This is a genomic window from Collinsella ihumii, from assembly GCF_900046475.1.
Lineage (GTDB): Bacteria > Actinomycetota > Coriobacteriia > Coriobacteriales > Coriobacteriaceae > Collinsella > Collinsella ihumii.
The window spans coordinates 32,816-50,116 of record NZ_FCOU01000008.1 but is presented as its reverse complement, the minus strand read 5'-3'; the positions used below and the strand labels follow the sequence as shown (position 1 = coordinate 50,116).

General features: G+C 59.5%; 16 protein-coding genes and 1 pseudogene. 16 read left to right on the top strand and 1 reads right to left on the bottom strand.

The window, feature by feature from the left end; all coding sequences use genetic code 11:
* Window positions 1-101: 101 nt before the first annotated feature.
* On the top strand, window positions 102-284 hold the full coding sequence (locus tag BN3789_RS12680) for a hypothetical protein (protein ID WP_147569592.1): 183 nt from the start codon (window positions 102-104) through the stop codon (window positions 282-284).
* Here the strand turns inward: BN3789_RS12680 and BN3789_RS06405 are convergent.
* Window positions 262-1,191, bottom strand: a complete 930-nt coding sequence (locus BN3789_RS06405) for a diacylglycerol/lipid kinase family protein (RefSeq protein WP_066831894.1) — start codon at window positions 1,189-1,191, stop codon at window positions 262-264. The two genes, BN3789_RS12680 and BN3789_RS06405, sit on opposite strands and share 23 nt — an antisense overlap.
* 90 nt (window positions 1,192-1,281) lie before the next feature.
* Between BN3789_RS06405 and rnd the strand changes: the two genes are divergently transcribed.
* The 15 genes and pseudogenes from rnd to BN3789_RS06325 all read left to right on the top strand — a co-directional run bounded on the left by rnd (window position 1,282) and on the right by BN3789_RS06325 (window position 17,217).
* The gene (rnd, locus tag BN3789_RS06400) at window positions 1,282-2,415 is read left to right on the top strand and encodes a ribonuclease D (RefSeq protein ID WP_066831893.1); all 1,134 of its coding nucleotides are present in this window, start codon (window positions 1,282-1,284) and stop codon (window positions 2,413-2,415) included.
* 155 nt (window positions 2,416-2,570) lie between these two features.
* Window positions 2,571-3,281, top strand: a complete 711-nt coding sequence (locus BN3789_RS06395; RefSeq protein WP_066831891.1) for a zinc metallopeptidase — start codon at window positions 2,571-2,573, stop codon at window positions 3,279-3,281.
* 81 nt (window positions 3,282-3,362) lie between these two features.
* Window positions 3,363-4,914, top strand: a pseudogene (gene xseA, locus BN3789_RS06390) (exodeoxyribonuclease VII large subunit).
* A gap of 2 nt (window positions 4,915-4,916) precedes the next feature.
* The gene (gene xseB / locus BN3789_RS06380) at window positions 4,917-5,186 is read left to right on the top strand and encodes an exodeoxyribonuclease VII small subunit (protein WP_066831887.1); all 270 of its coding nucleotides are present in this window, start codon (window positions 4,917-4,919) and stop codon (window positions 5,184-5,186) included.
* A gap of 91 nt (window positions 5,187-5,277) precedes the next feature.
* Entirely contained in the window at window positions 5,278-5,613 is a 336-nt protein-coding gene (locus tag BN3789_RS06375) for a histidine triad nucleotide-binding protein (RefSeq protein WP_066831885.1), read from the top strand.
* A 183-nt stretch (window positions 5,614-5,796) separates the two neighbouring features.
* Window positions 5,797-6,966 (top strand): acetate/propionate family kinase, encoded by a 1,170-nt coding sequence (locus BN3789_RS06370; protein ID WP_066831883.1) that lies wholly within the window; start codon window positions 5,797-5,799, stop codon window positions 6,964-6,966.
* Window positions 6,967-7,392: 426 nt separating this feature from the next.
* Window positions 7,393-7,908, top strand: a complete 516-nt coding sequence (gene loaP, locus BN3789_RS06365) for an antiterminator LoaP (protein ID WP_202615094.1) — start codon at window positions 7,393-7,395, stop codon at window positions 7,906-7,908.
* 220 nt (window positions 7,909-8,128) lie between these two features.
* Entirely contained in the window at window positions 8,129-8,737 is a 609-nt protein-coding gene (locus BN3789_RS06360; protein WP_066831880.1) for a sugar transferase, read from the top strand.
* On the top strand, window positions 8,734-9,702 hold the full coding sequence (locus BN3789_RS06355; RefSeq protein ID WP_066831878.1) for a glycosyltransferase: 969 nt from the start codon (window positions 8,734-8,736) through the stop codon (window positions 9,700-9,702). The genes BN3789_RS06360 and BN3789_RS06355 overlap by 4 nt, the downstream gene beginning before the upstream one ends.
* Entirely contained in the window at window positions 9,695-10,657 is a 963-nt protein-coding gene (locus BN3789_RS06350) for a glycosyltransferase family 2 protein (RefSeq protein ID WP_066831876.1), read from the top strand. Before BN3789_RS06355 ends, BN3789_RS06350 begins: the two co-directional genes overlap by 8 nt.
* A gap of 69 nt (window positions 10,658-10,726) precedes the next feature.
* Window positions 10,727-11,887, top strand: a complete 1,161-nt coding sequence (locus BN3789_RS06345; protein ID WP_066831874.1) for an EpsG family protein — start codon at window positions 10,727-10,729, stop codon at window positions 11,885-11,887.
* Window positions 11,884-12,933: a glycosyltransferase family 2 protein gene (locus BN3789_RS06340; RefSeq protein WP_066831872.1), complete on the top strand. Its 1,050-nt coding sequence runs from the start codon at window positions 11,884-11,886 to the stop codon at window positions 12,931-12,933. Before BN3789_RS06345 ends, BN3789_RS06340 begins: the two co-directional genes overlap by 4 nt.
* Window positions 12,934-13,029: 96 nt before the next feature.
* A complete protein-coding gene (locus tag BN3789_RS06335) occupies window positions 13,030-14,439 on the top strand; it encodes a tyrosine-protein kinase domain-containing protein (RefSeq protein WP_066831870.1) in 1,410 nt (469 codons plus the stop codon).
* Window positions 14,432-15,682 carry a nucleotidyltransferase family protein gene (locus tag BN3789_RS06330; protein ID WP_161938981.1) on the top strand — a complete coding sequence of 417 codons (1,251 nt, stop codon included), beginning with the start codon at window positions 14,432-14,434 and terminating at the stop codon, window positions 15,680-15,682. Before BN3789_RS06335 ends, BN3789_RS06330 begins: the two co-directional genes overlap by 8 nt.
* Window positions 15,679-17,217 carry a lipopolysaccharide biosynthesis protein gene (locus BN3789_RS06325; RefSeq protein WP_066831866.1) on the top strand — a complete coding sequence of 513 codons (1,539 nt, stop codon included), beginning with the start codon at window positions 15,679-15,681 and terminating at the stop codon, window positions 17,215-17,217. Before BN3789_RS06330 ends, BN3789_RS06325 begins: the two co-directional genes overlap by 4 nt.
* The last annotated feature ends 84 nt before the right edge of the window (window positions 17,218-17,301 follow it).

Genomic DNA, 17,301 nt, shown 5'->3' with positions numbered 1-17,301 from the left:
CGGAGGCCTTCTGCGCGCTACATACAAAGGAGGCGTGAGGGACTCACCGTCGACCAGCCGACATCGCATCACGCCACCACCAGTTGTTGAGAGCGAGGTTCATGGTCTTCATTCTGGTGGCTCCTTTCGGTAACTCGGGAAATCACGAGGTAGTTTGTGTTGCGCTGCACTATAGCACAGTGGAGCGCCTCAAGGAAGGCCGGTCAGGGGATTATTTCCGCGATGTTACGGTGCGCCTGCTCGGCGGCGTCTTTCCGGGCGTCACCCGGCGTTTCGCGCGTTGAGTTTCGAGAAGTCGTCGATGATGATGTCCAGGCAGCGGGGGAGCACGCGCGCCCCGAAGACGCCGGAGTTGTTGGGAATGAGCTCGCCGTCGAACTGCATACCGAGCGATGGCTTGCAGGTGATGCGCGCCTCCTTGGCCTGGAACATCTTGAACTGGGGCCTGCCGAGACCCTTGCCCACGGGGTCGAGCGCCGCGGCGAGCAGCGTCGGCAGCAGCTCGACGGTCTTCGCCGGCTCGATGACCGTGATGTCGATGAGGCCGTCGTCCATGCGGCAGTCGGGGAACAGGTTGATGTCGTTTTGGATGACGGCGGTGTTGCCCACCATGCAGCCGATGCCGTCGAGCTCGTCAATCTGGCCGTCGTGCTCGATGGTGAAGTGGGCGACCTGCGGTTCGGGCGTGGCGAGCGCCGCGAACGCATAGGCTATCTCGCCGATGTCGTTTTTGCTCGGCGCGGCCTTCTCCATGATCGCGGCGTCGAAGCCCGAGCCGGCGATGATGATGAAGCCGTGGCGCTGGATGTCTCCCGCCTCGTCTTTCCAGAACAGCTCTCCCATGTCGACGCTCGCCGTGCACCCGCGCCGGCATGCGGCGGCGAGCGCGGCCGCCTCGGGCGCGTTGCCGATGTTGTTGAAGAACAGGTTCGCCGTGCCCGAGGGGAACACCAGCAGCGGGATATGCGTTCCGCGCAGGCAGTCGAGCACGTTGGATACGGTGCCGTCGCCGCCCGAGACCACGATGCGGTCGAACGACGTGGCGTCGGCGGTCGCGTCGCTCGCCTCCATGCCCGCGCCGATGAAGCGCATGCAGATCTCGTCGCCCGCCCTCGAGAGGGCGCGGGAAAACGCGAAGATCTCGTCGGAGCTGGGGCCGGATGCTGGGTTATGGATGATGAGGCAGCGCATGTGTTTCCCGATCTTGTGAAGCCGAGTATAGTAGTCGATGAATGTCGTTATACCCTCCATGCGGAGGTTGAGCCAAACTACGGGTGAGGTATGTATATCTCCACATACGAGGAGCTGGATTCGTTCTGCCGACGCGCGGGGGAGGTTCCCGCCGTCGCCATCGATACCGAGTTTTTGCGCGAGAAGACCTACCATGCGAAGCTGTGCCTCGTGCAGGTCGCGACGCACGACGAGTGCGCGGTCATCGATCCGATGGCGATCGAGGACCTCTCGCCGCTATCCGACCTGCTGGTGCGTCCCGAGACCGTCAAGGTCTTCCACGCGTGCTCGCAGGACATGGAGGTGCTCTACCATACGCTGGGCGTGCTGCCGACGCCGATCTTCGATACGCAGATCGCGGCGGCGTTTCTGGGGGAGCGCGTGCAGATCTCCTACAACGGGCTCGTGCACGCGTTCTGCGGCGTCACGCTGCCCAAAAGCGAGTCTTTGACCGACTGGTCGTGCCGTCCTCTGACCGAGCGCCAGATCGAGTACGCCCTCGATGACGTCCGCTATCTCATCGAGGCGTACGCCGTCATCGAGCAGCGGCTTTCCAAGCTCGGCCGCATGGGCTGGGTCGAAGACGAGATGCGACCGCTGAAAAACGCCGCGCACTACGTCGTCGAGCCCCGTCAGGCCTACAAGCGCGTCAAGCGCATCAACGCGTGCACGCGGCGCCAGCTGGCGATCGCGCGCGAGCTCGCCGCCTGGCGCGAGCGGCGCGCGATCCAAAACGACGTGCCGCGCAAGTGGATCATCTCGGACGAGGTGCTCGTGGCGCTCGTCAAGCGCGCCCCGCGCGACGCGGGCGATTTCCGTCGCGTGCGCGGGACCGAGCAGCTGAGCGACCGCGATGTCGAGGCGGCGCTCACCGCGATCGCCAACGGGGCCCGATGCCCGGTCGCCAACATGCCGACGCCCGGTCATGCGCGGCACGCGCCGAGCCCCGAAGCCGAGAGCGTATGCGACCTGCTCTACGCGCTGCTGCGCCTCGTGTCCGACCGTTCGGGCGTCGCCACCGCGTTCATCGCGAGCCGCGACGAGCTGCTCGACTACATCGAACAGCCCGCGCGCAGCCGCCTGCGCGAGGGATGGCGCTTCGAGCTCGTGGGATCGCTGCTCGACGACCTGCTCGCCGGCAACATCGGCCTCACCGTGAAAGACGGCGCCGTCGAGATCCTCTAAGCCAGCTCGTTTTGGGACGGGGCCGTGTTCGCCCACCCCGGTATGAGGCGCCCGGCGCCCTGCCGAACCGTGCCTTTTTTTTCAACGCCGGTCCCGACGGGCGCGTCGTTTGGGTACAACGGGTGCAAGGAAACGCTCTATGAAAGGTGCTCAATATGCCGTATATGGGCTATGGATTCGGGTACGGCTTTGGAATCGACCCGTCCTACCTGGTGCTCGTGGTGGTCTCGCTCGTGCTCGGACTTGCCACGCAGAGCTACATCAACAGCACGTACCGGACATGGTCCAAGGTGAGAAGCGACGGCGAGTCCGGTGCCGACGTCGCGCGCCGCATGCTCGATGAGAGCGGCTGCTCGACGGTGGGGATCAGGCGCGTCGCCGGCCATCTCACCGACCATTACGATCCGCGCGACAACAACCTCTACCTCTCGAACGATAACCTGTCGGGCGGTTCGGTGGCGAGCGTCGCCGTCGCCTGCCATGAGGCGGGCCACGCCGTGCAGCGGGAGCGCGGTTTTCTCATGATGCGCGTGCGCACTGCCCTCGTGCCGGTGGTCAACTTCTCGCAGAGCATGTGGATGATCGTGTTCATCGCGGGCGTCGCCATGAACATCGCGGGCCTGACCACGCTCGCCATCATCCTGTTCGCCTTCTCGGTCCTGTTCCAGGTGGTGACGCTGCCCGTCGAGATCGACGCGAGCCGCAGGGCCGTGGCCTATATCCGCGAATCGGGCATGAGCGAAATCAACGTTCGCGGGGCGCGCAAGGTCCTGACCGCGGCGGCCCTCACGTACGTCGCGGCGGCGCTCACCTCCATCCTGCAGCTGCTCTACCTGCTCGGACGCACGAATAACGATTCCGAGTAGCGTGCGCGCGTCGAGCGGGGAGCATGTCCGCGCGACGCGGTATCGTTGAGCGGACCCATCGATCAGATGAAAGGGGGAACCATGCCGGGATGGAATCTAACGGGCACCGCCCCGCGCGCCCAGGGCGCGTCCGAGGGCGACGAGGCGCTGTCCGTCTCGCAGGCGGTGGAGATGGCGGCATCGGCGCTCGACGCGCTTCCGCTGCTCACGGTCATCGGCGAGGTCACGGGGTTCCGCGGCCCGAACGCCCGCAGCGGCCATTGCTATTTCCAGATCAAAGACGATGCCTGCGCGGTCGATTGCATCATCTGGCGCGGATCGTACGCCAAGCGGAGCTTCGAGCTGCGCGACGGTATGCAGGTCCAGTTCACGGGCAACTTCAACCTGTACAAGGCGACCGGCCGCATGAGCTTCGTGGCCAAGTCGTTCACGTTGGCAGGGGAGGGGCTGCTGCGCCAGCAGGTCGCGGCGCTTGCCGAGAAGCTGCGGCTCGAGGGCCTGTGCGACGACGCCCGCAAGCTCCGCATCCCCGTGTTCTGCACGCGTGTGGCGGTGGTCACCTCGCTGTCGGGCGCGGTTATCGACGACGTGAAGCGCACGCTGCGCCGCCGCAACCCGCTCGTGGAGCTCATCTGCGTCGGCGCGAAGGTGCAGGGCGACGGGGCACCCGCCGAGCTCATCGAGGGGCTTGCGCGCGCGGCGGCCATAGATCCCGCGCCCGACTGCATCCTGCTCGTGCGCGGCGGCGGTTCGTTCGAGGATCTCATGACCTTCAACGACGAGGCGCTCGCCCGCGCCGTGGCATCCTGCCCGGTGCCCGTGGTGACCGGTATCGGACACGAGCCCGACACGTCGATCTGCGACATGGTGAGCGATCGGCGCTGCTCGACGCCCACAGCGGCGGCGGAGTCGGTGGCGCCTGCCATGAGCGACCTGGTCGATGTGCTTGATGCGCGTGAACGTCGTATGGTGACGGCGCTCACGGGCACGGTGCGTGCCGCGTCCTCCGATGTCGCCGCGCTCCGCGAGCGCGCCGACCGCGCATTCGGAGGCTACATGAGCCGGCTCGCCATGGCGCTCGATGCGGCGGCCGCACGGCCGTGCCTGCGCGATCCGGCATGGATGGTCGACCGTCGCCTCGCGGACCTCGAGCAGAGCGCAGACCGCCTGGGCGGCGCTGCGGCGCGAGGTGGGGTGGAGCGTGGAGGCGCGTGAGGCGGTGCGGCGGTGGGTGTGGTGGAGTGGGTGCTATCCGTAGAGGACGGTGAGGAAGTGGGTGGGGTGGCGGAGTGGTGGTGGGGGGGGCGGGGGAGGAGGTGGCGGCGGCATGTGGGGGATGAAGACGGCGGGGGGGAGGACGACGGGAGCGGCCTCTTATACACATCTAGGTGTGGAGAAGAGACAGCTGGGGGCCCGGGCGGCTTCGCTCGACGCGCTCTCGCCGCTCAAGGTCCTCGCCCGCGGATACTCCATCGCCTACGGCCCGTCCGGGGTGGTGACGAGCGCCGCCGACGTCAAGCCCGATGACGAGCTGCGCATCAGGCTCGCTGATGGAGATGTGCGCGCTCGCGCCCTTTCGGTGGAAAAGGACAACGGGGACGCGCGCCCGTGCGCGACCCGAGATTGGAGATAGATATGGCAACCAGCAAGAAGAACGTCGACGAGCTGACCTACAAGGAGGCTTCCACGGAGCTCGAGCTCATCATCCGCAACCTCGAGTCCGGCGATATGGAGCTCGAGGAGTCGCTCGAGAGCTATACGCGCGGCGTCGAGCTGCTCCGCAGCCTGCGCGCGCGTCTGGAGGACGCCGAGCAGAAGGTGAGCGTGCTGCTCAAGGATGTCGACGGTACGGATAAGCTCGTGGCGGGCGAGGCGGCGGACACCTCCGATCGCCTGAGTTTCTAGGGAAACCCTAGATGGGTTGGTTGGGGACGGGTTCGTTTCAACCCATCTGCTCTTATACAATGGAGCCGTCATTCGACAGAAAGGACGAATCATGGACGATTGCATCTTCTGCAAGATCGCGGCGCACGAGGTCCCCTCGACCGTCGTGTACGAGGACGACCTGGTCATGGCGTTCGATGACCTGAATCCCCAGGCCCCGGTGCACACGCTCGTCATCCCCAAGCAGCACTACGCCAACATCGTCGACGGCGTTCCCGCCGAGACGCTTGCGGCCATGACGCATGCCATCCAGGAGGTCGCGAAGGCGAAGGGCCTCGACGACGGCTTCCGCGTCATCGCGAACACGGGCGCTGCGGCAGGTCAGACCGTCATGCACTTCCACATGCACGTGCTGGGCGGCAAAGATCTGGGCGAGAACCTGCTGTAGCTCTCGCTGCGCACCGTGTGCTGCGCTCTGTACCATTCGGTAAGGGGGAAGCGCGGTTTCGGTAATCAAATTGTCCCGGGCGTGGTTCTTTTTGGACGCAAAGCCCCAAATGGGCGTATGATAAAAGGTGTTGTGTTATCCGTCGGATGTATGGCGGAACAGAATTGATGAGATGGGAGATCCATGAACGTTCTCGTTGTCAACGCAGGCAGCTCGAGCCTTAAGTACCAGCTGCTCAACACCGATACGCGCGAGGTTTTCGCCAAGGGTAACTGCGAGCGTATCGGCATCGACGGTTCCTTCATCGGTCATGAGGAGAACGGCGTGAAGGACAAGCTCGAGGTCGAGCTGCCCGATCACCGCACCGCTATCAAGCACGTGTTCGACATCCTGAAGACCGTCGACGCTCCCATCGAGGGCATCGGCCACCGCGTCGTTCAGGGTGGTTGGTATTTCCCCGAGTCTGCCGTCGTGACCGACGAGACGCTCGGCTGGGTCCGCGAGGTCGCGCCCCTCGCGCCGCTGCACAACTATGCCGAGGCCGACGTCATCGAGATCTGCCGCGAGATGTTCCCCGAGCTGGGCAACGTCATCGTCCCGGATACCGCGTTCCACTACAACATGCCCGAGAAGGCCTGGCGCTACGCCATTCCGCGTGACGTCGTCGACAAGTACCACGTGCGCAAGTACGGCGCCCACGGCACGAGCCACCGCTTCATCTGGCGCACCGTGCACGAGATGATGGGCGACAAGACCCACAAGCTCGTCTCCTGCCACCTGGGTTCCGGCGCCAGCCTCTGCGCCATCGAGGACGGCAAGTGCATGGACACCACCATGGGCCTCACCCCGCTCGACGGCCTGATCATGGGCACCCGCTGCGGCACCGTCGACCCGGCCACCGTCTTCTACCTCAACCGCGTCGCCGGCATGAGCATCGACGACATCGACACCATGATGAACAAGCAGTCCGGTCTGCTGGCCGTCTCCGCCAAGTCCTCCGACTCCCGTGACATCGAGGAGGGTGCCAACAGCGGCGACGCCAACTGCCAGATGGCCATGGACATGTTCTACTATCGCACCTCCCAGCTGTTCGCCGAGATGGCCGCGTCCATGGAGGGCGTCGACACCATGGCCTTCACCGCGGGCATCGGCGAGAACTCCGTCACCATGCGTGCCGGCGTCGCCGAGCGCCTCAAGTGGATGGGCGTCGAGATCGACCCCGAGCTCAACAAGATCCGCTCCGACGAGCCGCGTGTCATCTCCACGCCGGACTCCGCGATCACCGTCCTCGTGGTTCCCACCAACGAGGAGCTCATGATCGCCCTCGACGTCGAGGAGCTGCTGGGCAAGTAGGGTACAGCCCGCATCTGAAGCTCACCGTACGAGCCTCTGCGATGACGCAGGGGCTCGTTTTTTATGCGCCGAGGAGGCGCGGCCGCAATCGCGCGCGGCTTCGGCGCATGGAAGTGGCGGTTTTGAGTGTGAACGACAGTACGTAATACATTGGTTTTCTCCTCACCCCTCATTCGTTTTCGAGCAAAGCGGGCCTGCTACCGCTGCTGCATAATATCTTGTGAGCTGGTTTTCCTGCCATACCTGCAGCGCGTTCGAGTGCTGCGATAGACGGGCAACCGGCTTTACATATCTTGCGGACCGTGGAATCGCTGCCTTTGAGCACGTTGCACATCGTCCAAGAGAGGATGAATATCCGTTTGTCGCAAGGGCCCCAGGTCGTGGCCGTAGGCGTGCCTATGCGACATGAGAAGCAAGGGGTGCCTCATGGGGATGTACGTCATTCAGACCATCAACGGTCAAGAACGCCACGTGAAGCATCTTGTCGAGCGCATGGTGGGGGCACCCTCGGTCGAGGAGTGCTTCTATCCGACCTATGTCGTCAAAAAGAGCTATAAGCGCGAGTGGCGCATGGTCGAAAAGAAGTTGACGCCCGGCTACCTGTTCGTCGTCTCGCAGGACATCGAGCATGTTGCGCATGCGCTGCACGAGGTTCCGGCGTTCACGCGCCTGCTCGGCACAAACGGATCGTTCGTTCCTCTCAATATGGACGAAGTTGCTTGGATCGATGCTCTGACGAAGGTCGGTCACCGGGTCATCGATATCTCGCAGGGGATTATCGAGCACGACAAGGTGATCGTGCAAAGCGGCCCGCTGGCGGGCCTCGAAGGCATGATTCGCAAGATAGATCGCCATAAGCGTTTGGCGACGCTCGAGATTCACATCTTGGGCAGAACTAAATCGATCAGAGTCGGATTGGAAATTGTCAAAAAAACGCTCTAACGTCGCGGAAGCGGCGCCGTTCGATTCCGGATTGCCAGCCATCATGTTTGCCGGAGAGGCTGCATTCGTTAAGGGCTGTTCGCCTTCCGAACGATTGCACGTGGAATATCGAGGGACTCATGCTGCGCATGCAGGAGGCACGCGCTCTCAATTCGCAATCGGAAGCGATGGTTTCGCTCGGGTAAGTAGATCGCGAGACAGAAGGACGCGTGGCTACCGTGTGGTGAAACGCGGGTTCGATATCGCGTTCAGCATGGTGTTCGTCGCGTTGTGCGTGATTCTGCTTCCCATAACCGTCTTAGTTTTAGCCATCACAGCGATATCCTCAAAAGCGTTTCCGGTGTACTCCCAAGAACGTATCGGACAATACGGGCGGTCGTTTTCCATCTACAAGCTACGAACGATGGTGAGCGATGCTGATAACGTTGAAAAATACCTGGATGCCGAGCAGATGGCTCAGTGGAAAAGCGAACGCAAGGTCGACGGCGACCCACGGATAACACGCTGGGGTGCTGTCATGAGGCGCATGAGTCTCGATGAGCTCCCGCAATTCATCAATGTCCTCAAAGGAGATATGAGCGTTATCGGTCCGCGTCCCATCACGCGCGAAGAGCTCTCCTGGTTCGGCGACGACGCGAGCCTGCTGCTTTCCTGTCCTTGTGGAATCACGGGCGAATGGCAGGTCGGCGTTCGGACTGATGCGTCATTTGAAAGCGGAGAGCGGCAGAAGCTTGAGCTTTCGTATTGCGCCTGCCCCTCAATCGGTCGAGATGTCCGGATCTTCTTCAAGACGTTTTCCGTCATGTTCTATAAACCGAGCGGTCGATGAGCGTGCTTACCGTGACTCGTATCAGTGCAAGCATCGTAACGTTCAACCCTGGCATCGATCGTCTCAAAGAGAATCTCGATGCCATATCGCCGCAGGTGCATGCTGTGTACCTCGTTGACAACGGATCGAAAAACGCCGATGAGATCGCCTTGCTCGTAAAAGGGTATGAAAATGCCGCGCTGATAAAGCTCGATGAGAATCGAGGCCTGGCTGCCGCGATGAACGTGGCGTCGCGGCAGGCCGTGCGAGACGGGTCCCGCTCAATGCTCTATCTTGATCAGGACAGCGTCTCCGCCCCCGGAATGGTTCGGGTGCTTGCGCGATACCAAGGCCCTGGTATCGCAATTGTGGCTCCCCAGATTGTCGATCGGAATAAAGAGGGTGCTTCCGACCCCGCCGCCTGCCTCGATCGCAAGACGTACAAGGTGGCATCGGCTGCGCGTAAGGGCATCATCACATCGGGGGCCTTGGTTGACCTGAGGGCTTTTTTCCTCGTTGGCGGTTATGACGAACGCTTTTTCATCGACTACGTGGATTATGACTTGAATAAGCGGTTGCTCCTTGAGGGGTTTAGCCTCATCAGGACAGGGGAGACCTATCTCCTTCACGAATGCGGCAAAGCGGTGCCGACGTTTCTTATCGTTCCTCGCAGGGGGCAGGACGGGCGCTGGTGTCTTGAACGTTTCTGCACGTTCGGACATGAGGCGTTCCGCTGCTATTACAAAGCTCGAAACAGAGTGCTGTTCACCAAGAAATACCGGTTGTGCGGAGGCAACAAGGGCTTTGAGGGGACAAGGCAAATCGCCGTCCAGATCATCCTGACACTGTTGTTCGAGAGCGACAAGAGGGCGAAGCTCAAGCAGTTCATGAGGGGCATTCGTGACGGCAGGGCGACCGCTGTTGATCCCTATATCCCCCGGTGCGCGGAACGTGTTCCGGCTTTTGAAGGGGCGCAGCATGGCTGATCGTGTGGACATTCTGCTGGCGGCATTCAACGGCTCACCGTTCCTTGCCGAGCAAATCGCTTCGATCAGAGCTCAGACATATAGGAATTGGAGATTATTGATTTCTGACGACGGGTCGAGCGATGGCACGCTTGATGTGGCGCGCACAGCGGGGGACGATGATACGCGCATCCGGGTGCTTCCCCAGCACAAGCCGTTCGGTTCTGCTCGCGCGCATTTCATGCATTTGCTTACGTTGTCAGATGCTCCCTATGTCATGCTATGCGATCAGGATGATGTCTGGCTTCCGCATAAAATCGAGGCAATGCTCGATTGCATGCGAAAAGCCGAATCCCAGGACCCTGAAGTTCCCGTACTGGTGTTTTGCGATCTTGAAGTCGTCGATGACAAGTTGAGAAGGATTTCCCCATCCTTTTGGAGCTTTACCGGTCTCGATTCGAAGCGTACGGCAGTTTCCGACCTTTTGGTGAGAAACCCTGTCACCGGATGCGCCTCTATGATGAATGCTGCGCTCGTCAAGCTTGCCCGTGCGACTCCCGCGAAGTCCTATATGGTCATGCATGACTGGTGGCTCGCGCTGCTCGCCGCATCATTTGGAAAGCTGGTTGGAATCGACGATCAGCTGGTTCAGTACAGGCAGCATGGTGCGAACGAGGCCGGTGCCGTGGAAGACCGTTTGCTCAGCAAGCTTGGCAACCTTGCATTCTCGCGACGTCTTGCGGTGTCTTCCGTTCGGCAGGCCGTATCGTTTTTAGAGATATACGGAAATGATATGCCGAACGATGCGCGTGAGGTCGTTTCCGCTTACGCAAGATTGCCCCAGTGTGGGGTCCTCCGCAGGATATCGGTTGCATGCAAGTATGGCTTCTGGAAACGTGGCTTGCCGAGCGCGCTATTCCAGGCTGCAGTGCTGCTGCGATTGAAAGCGAACATGAAGACATTCGTTTCGGTGTAGTCGAGAGCGTGCGTATGGGAGCACGATCCATATGACGGCACTCTTGGTGCGAAGGCCGCGCGTGACCCGATGATTCTGTATCTGTCGACATTTGCCCTCGCTGCAATATGCGCCTCCATCGCGACGGCGCTGCAGCGGTGTGAACAGCGCGCCTGGGGTTTCGTGCTGCTTGGCTGCGCCGTCCTCATCCCCTCGCTTGTGGCGGGTCTGCGCAGCACGTCAGTGGGGACCGATACCAGCGGGTATGTGGTCGAGCTGTATGACGCTGCGGGCTCCGCGTCCTCGCTGCCGGCATTTTTCGCCGATCAGCTCGCACGCTTCGAACCCCTCTTCCTTCTGCTGGTCTACTGCAGCGTCAACATGTTCGGCTCGATTGAAGCGCCCCTGTTCTTCATGGAGCTGCTTAACTGCGTGACCGTGGTCGCCGCGCTTTACGTCACGGGCAAGGGGCGCGGTATGTCCCTTGGGTATCTTCTCTACCTGCTTCTCCATTTCAATGAGTCGCTTAACATGATGCGCCAGTCGCTTGCCATGGGCTTCCTTCTACTTGCTCTGGCGTTTCTGTATCAACGTCGGTTCGCGCTATATGCCGCCTGCCTGCTGTGCGGAATCGGGTTTCACCTGAGCGCGGTGATTGGACTGATGTACCCGCCAATCCTTTATTTGATCGAAATGCTCACCTTCGACAGAAAGCATATCGTTCACATGAGGCCCGCGCGTGCTTTGATGCTTACGGGTATGGTGGCGTTGCCGGTCGTGTTTTCCGTATCTTTCGCGTCTGTCATGTCGTTTGCCGAGTCGTTGGGCATCGTTCCGGAGCGGTTCACGATCTACCTCACCGGCGGGGGTACCGCATTGCCTCAATCGTTGATCGTTGCCTACTTGGTCATTCTTGGAATTCAATGGATTGAACGGGATAGAGTCATCGAGGGCAGATTCACCGCACTCGCCTTTCTCTACGGAATTGTCATGTATCTACTCGTGAGTTACTCCGAGCATCTGTGGCGATTTGGAACCTACTTCATGTATCCATTGATCTTGGGTGTTGTCGGCCTTGCGCCAGCGGAGCGGTCGCGCGCGGGGTACCTGCTGCGTGTCGTCGATCGCGAGTTCATGGCTATTGCGGCGATCGTCTTCATCGTGCTTGGCCTGTGGTACCTCCAGATCGTCGTGTGGGGCAACCACGATACGCTGCCGTATGTTTCCGACATATTGGGGGTCTGGCAATGAAGGAGCTCTCAACCGTTGCTGCTCATGAGCCGTTTTTTTCTATCTGCATTCCTGTGTATAACTGCGGCGCCGTTGTGCTCGAGGCGCTTGAATCCGTCGCGAAGCAGTCGTTCAATGACTGGGAAGTCGTCGTGTACGATGACGGATCGACTGACGATACGTCACTCATATGCGAAACGCAACGAATTCTGCCCCCTGAACGCTACCGCTTTATTCGCGGTCCTCATGAAGGGCTGTTGTCGACGCGCATGAGGTTGCTGAAATGCGCACGCGGCGTTGCGATCTGCCCTCTTGATGCCGATGATTTCTTCATGGACGACCGGGCGTTGGAGATTATTCACGAAACGTTTAATCGCCTGGGCTGCGACATCGTGATGTTCAACGGGACCAGGTCGCTTGTCGATCGGACCCCCTATATCGATTACCGACGAATATCCGGGACTCGACAGGGCCTTATGGATAAAAGAACCGTCGCAAGGTTTTTCTGCACGCATTACGATATCAACAGCGTCGCGTTCAAAGCGTACAGACGCGCCGTGGCGACCGTGTTGGACGATCCTCCGCGCCTTCAGATGGTTGAAGACCGATTCCAGACGCTCGATTTGCTACGTAGCAGTTCATCCGTTGCCCTTATCGACGAGCTGTTCTACTTCTATCGACCTAGTGACCAGTCGATAACCAGAAAACGGTTCTCAATCAACAATCTGATCGATCAGCTGTATGTCGAGGATCTAGTTGAACCGTATGCCCGTAGTCTCGGAGTCGATAGCGGGGAACGCGATACGCTGCTGTATGACATCGTATATGCGGGTTTGCATGCTATTGGAGAGACCGTACCTGATCGCGGGGAGCGTTTGGAGCTGTATCGGCAGATCGCCTCGCTTGACGGAATGGGCCGCGCTCGCGCGATTCGTCGAGTCAGCGGGCTGCGCGCAGATAAGGTGATGGCAGTTCGTGCGCTACTTGCGGGGAGATTGGGCGTGACGGATGCCTTGGTTTGCATGAAACATGCGGCCCGTCGCATCGGGGGGAGTGGGAGATGCTGAAGCTCCCTAACGATTTGATGCTAGACGGTCTGCTCGTTTCCGTATGGTGCGATTGCAGCGTGGAGGATGACCAAATAATGACTTTGGGGAGTCGATATGACCGTTCTTGATTATCTGCGCTTGCTCAGAAAGCACGTGGCGTTCGTGGTTATCGTAACGATGCTTGGTGCTCTGGCAGCTGGAGCCTATGCATATACCATGCTGCGTGATACCTATAGAGCATCAACGACACTGTATGTCCTTATATCTCAAGACTATTCCGAGGAAGCAGCGTACAATCTTCTGTCGAACAATTTCAGCGTGAGCGCACAGATTTCAAATGATGTTTCACAGCTGATTTCAAGCGATCGGGTAAGAAGCCAGGCGGCTGAGCTGCTTGGTAGATCATCTCTATCTGGTTATAGCATCTCTGTTATGTCCGGCGACGAGGACTCACGCATCCTGCGCGTGTACGTAACGGGCTATGATTCCGTTGGCGTTGCCGATGTCGCAAACGCCATCGGAGAGGTGTCTTCTGAACTTGCCCGCGATATCATGGGTGTTCGAAGCATAAATGTCATCGATTTGGCGACCGAGCCTCGGTCTCCGAGTGGACCGAACAGAATTCGCTATGTAGTTCTTGGCGCAATCGGTGGTTTGGGACTCTCTGTGGTGGGCATTTGTCTTGCGGGTGCGCTGGACAAAAAGGTTCGCGATGGTCGTACGGTGGAGAACATAAGCGGTTTCCCCCTGCTCGGCTTGATCCCTCGTCTTGCGGTAACGGATGGCCACGCAAAAAAGAAGACGAATAAACATGTGGCCACAATAGGAGACATTCAAGACGCGGCGAGGCGATTGCTGGCAAACCTGCTGTTCTTCAAAGAGGGGAGTAGACCGTGCAGCGTTGTCGTCTGTTCACCTGCGGCAGACGAGGGAAAATCGACCGTCGCGTTTTTGCTGGCTCAGGCCATGGCACGTGGCGGGAGCAATACGTTGCTCGTCGAATGCAACCTGCGTGACCCCGCCCTTGCAGACCTTCTCGATGTTCATGCGCGGAAAGGCATGATCGGGCTCACGACGGGTGAGACAGTCGTGCTCGATTCCGTATCGAAGACGAGACAGAAGAACCTGTATCTGTTGGATGCTGAGCTTCGCATCACGAACCCCACCGAGTTCATCGCCTCGACGGCCTTTGCCGACATGATGAATGCGCTCGAAAAGAGATTCGATTATGTCGTCATCGACACCGCTCCGCTCAACGCGTATGCAGACGCGTCCCTGCTTGCCTTCCAAGCGGATGCTGTGCTGCTGGTGGTTCGCGAGGGCCACTCGACGAAAGCGGATCTGCGCGCAGCGACCAAGCAACTGCGCCGCGCTCACGTTGAGCATGTCGGCATCGTGCTCAATTGCGCATCCCCGCTTCCGGGGGTTACGCAATTCTCCAGCGTCGATGCAAAGCAAGCTGAGCGGGAACAGTCGGTCGTGAGTCTCTCGTTGCATGGGGACAGAGAGGATGCCCGTGTCTAGCAGTCCAATCAGAGGAGGTCTGAATCCTGCGGAACGGTATCTGATCCACCTGGTATCGTGCGCGTTTTCGGGGGCGACGGCGCGTGATCTGCCTGACAGCTGCACATGGCGCTCCATATTCGACCTCGCTTGCCAGAACAGCATCCCAGGTCTTCTCTATTCATCCATAAAACACGTATCGTCGATCCCGGACGATGTCGCGTCCGCATGGGCCGCATCCGCGAACATGACCATGCTCCGCGCGGTGCAATTCGAGGCGGAACGGGCTGTCGTCTGCGAATCGCTTGCGCGTGCCGGTTTCGGATACGTCGTCATCAAGGGGCCGGTTGTTGCTGGGGCATACGACGCCATGGAGCAGCGTTCCATGGCGGATAACGATATCCTGTATGGCATCATTGAAGCAGATCCATCGTCGGGGGAGTATCGCGTTGCAGGAATGACCGAGCGCGATCGACGTTGCACGATCGAACGTTCCCAGGTCACTGTGCAAAAGATAATGGGAGAACTGGGGTATACAGTTGTTGAGCAGCTTCCCGATGCATGCGACATTCATTTTGCCAAGCCGCCGTTTTTGTCCTTTGAGCTGCATCATGCGTTGATGGAGATCGATTCCCCCTTCTATTCCTATTATGCCAACCCATGGAGACGCGCCCGCAAAACAGACGGGACGCCGGGGGACGTATCCGGAGAATTCCATTTCTCTCTTGAGGATCATTACGTCTACCTCGTCACCCATGCGGCAAAGCATTTCAGGAGAAGCGGGGCGGGGATTCGGATACTGGCAGATGTAATCGCCTATCGCCGGGCATATACACATGAGCTCGACATGGAATATGTCCATCGCGAGCTCGCGGTGCTCGGCCTGCTCGATTTTGAGCGCGAATTATGGAGTCTGGCATGTGCGGTAGTGGCGGACGGGCCATTCGATGAAGATGCGGAGCGTGCGCTGCATTACATGATTGCCTGCGGCACGTACGGCACGGAGGACGAACAGTTTCGTTTGCGTCTCCTGCGGAAATCCGATGAAGCCAAATCTGGCAACATGCTCTTTTCCGAGATCCGACGATTCTTTTCACCTGAAGAGGCGTGCCCTCGCTCGTTGCGTCCTTTTGCGCAACGAGGATTGCTGCGCCCCCTCTTCCCCTTTGCGCGCATAGCGATGTTCCTGTCGAAAGCGATTGCGCATCCTCACGAGCAATTGCGCAAGATCCGTTATCTGCTGTTCGGGCAGGGTGAAAGATGACGGTTCGTGGCGGCGCCTTGCCCGATGCGTCCGTGCGGCGTCAACGGGGCGTCATTGCCTCGTATGTCAATATGGTGGTCCAGATCGTCGTCAATCTCGCTTATGTGCCGCTTTTGCTTTCGACGATCGGGCAGGAAGAGTACGGACTCTACCAGTTCGTCGGGTCTATCATGGCGTATCTCGTTTCGGTCAACGGCGTGCTGTCTGCGAGCGTCGGGCGGTTCTACAGTATCTATACTGCCGACGGCGACACCCGCATGATGGAGAATACGCTTGCAATCGCGAGGCGTCTGTTCTGGGGCGTCTCCTTTGTCGCCGTTGCGATCATCGCGGCGTTGATTCCGGCAGTGCGATTCGTCTACTCCTCGTCCTTTACCGAGTCTCAGATTAACGAATGCGTGGCCATGCTTGCCGTTTTGGCTGCCAACATGGTCGTGACGTTTCATAATTCCATCAGCCTTGCCGTGGCCACCGCTCATGAATGCTTCACGTTTCCCAAAGTCACGCAGCTCGTGGGGCTTATTTCCCAGCCGTTGTTGATCTTGGTCCTCACGCAATGGTATCCGCACGCGTTGACCATCGCTCTTGTCGCGTTTGCGACGAATGCCATCTGGTCGGCTGTTCAGCGCTTGTATGTGTGTCATGTTTTGCAGGCCCGGTTCACGTTCCACGGATGGGATCGCCAGCTCGTAAAATGCATCCTCGGCTTTTCGTCTGCTGTGGTGCTGGTGAGTGCCGCCGATCAGCTGTTCTGGAATTCGGGAAAATTAATCATAGGCTACTATTTGGGAGCAGGCGCTGTTGCGGTTTATGGTGTGGGCTCTCAGATTTATACCGCTTACCAATCTGCCGGTCTCACGGTCAGCGGCGTGTTCTTTCAACGTGTAACCGAGCTGATTCATGATAATCACGATATGAAGGCGGTTTCTTCGCTGTTCGCTCGGGTTGGGCGCGTTGCTTTTGTTGTCTGCATGCTTATTCTTGGCGGCTTCGCGGTGCTCGGAAGAGATTTTGTCCATCTTTGGGCGGGCCCTGGGTATGAGGACGCATTTTGGATTGCGCTGATACTCATGGGTGCGATGACCATCGAGGTCGTCCAAAACATGGGCATTACGATTATGCAGGTTCTCGATAGATACCGATTCCGCGGCGTCGTGTATTTCTCGCTATCAGTCATCAACATCGTCGCCTGTTTGGTTGTCGCTCCGACTTCGGGCATCATCGGCGTTGTGGTGGTGACTGCGCTCTGCATGATTGTCGGCAATGGCATCGTTATGAACTGGTATTACGCAGTCAAGCTCGGTGTCGATATCGGATTGTTCTGGCGGGAGATCTTTTCGGTGGGAGCTCCGCTTGTCGCAACGGTCGCTTCCTTCATTGTCCTGCGTGCCGTTGTGCCATGCGAGCACCTTGGTTGGCTCGCCTTCCTTCTTTTCGGCGCGATGTACGTCGTTGCGTTTGTTGCCGTGTTCTGGACAGTTTCTTCCAACGAAGGAGAGCGCTCCTACGTTGTGCGCCTGTTCACACATCGATAGCCGGTCCTACCTCGAAAACGGCTGCGCACGTGGACGCAGGAAACGTCGTGCGCGCAGAGCGGGCGGACGGGCGCATGGCAGGCC

Coding starts and splice junctions, on each gene's coding strand:
- BN3789_RS12680 (WP_147569592.1), top strand. CDS start 102: ATGGTCTTCATTCTGGTGGCTCCTTTCGGTAACTCGGGAAATCACGAG.
- BN3789_RS06405 (WP_066831894.1), bottom strand. CDS start 1,191: ATGCGCTGCCTCATCATCCATAACCCAGCATCCGGCCCCAGCTCCGAC.
- rnd (WP_066831893.1), top strand. CDS start 1,282: ATGTATATCTCCACATACGAGGAGCTGGATTCGTTCTGCCGACGCGCG.
- BN3789_RS06395 (WP_066831891.1), top strand. CDS start 2,571: ATGCCGTATATGGGCTATGGATTCGGGTACGGCTTTGGAATCGACCCG.
- xseB (WP_066831887.1), top strand. CDS start 4,917: ATGGCAACCAGCAAGAAGAACGTCGACGAGCTGACCTACAAGGAGGCT.
- BN3789_RS06375 (WP_066831885.1), top strand. CDS start 5,278: ATGGACGATTGCATCTTCTGCAAGATCGCGGCGCACGAGGTCCCCTCG.
- BN3789_RS06370 (WP_066831883.1), top strand. CDS start 5,797: ATGAACGTTCTCGTTGTCAACGCAGGCAGCTCGAGCCTTAAGTACCAG.
- loaP (WP_202615094.1), top strand. CDS start 7,393: ATGGGGATGTACGTCATTCAGACCATCAACGGTCAAGAACGCCACGTG.
- BN3789_RS06355 (WP_066831878.1), top strand. CDS start 8,734: ATGAGCGTGCTTACCGTGACTCGTATCAGTGCAAGCATCGTAACGTTC.
- BN3789_RS06350 (WP_066831876.1), top strand. CDS start 9,695: ATGGCTGATCGTGTGGACATTCTGCTGGCGGCATTCAACGGCTCACCG.
- BN3789_RS06345 (WP_066831874.1), top strand. CDS start 10,727: ATGATTCTGTATCTGTCGACATTTGCCCTCGCTGCAATATGCGCCTCC.
- BN3789_RS06340 (WP_066831872.1), top strand. CDS start 11,884: ATGAAGGAGCTCTCAACCGTTGCTGCTCATGAGCCGTTTTTTTCTATC.
- BN3789_RS06335 (WP_066831870.1), top strand. CDS start 13,030: ATGACCGTTCTTGATTATCTGCGCTTGCTCAGAAAGCACGTGGCGTTC.
- BN3789_RS06325 (WP_066831866.1), top strand. CDS start 15,679: ATGACGGTTCGTGGCGGCGCCTTGCCCGATGCGTCCGTGCGGCGTCAA.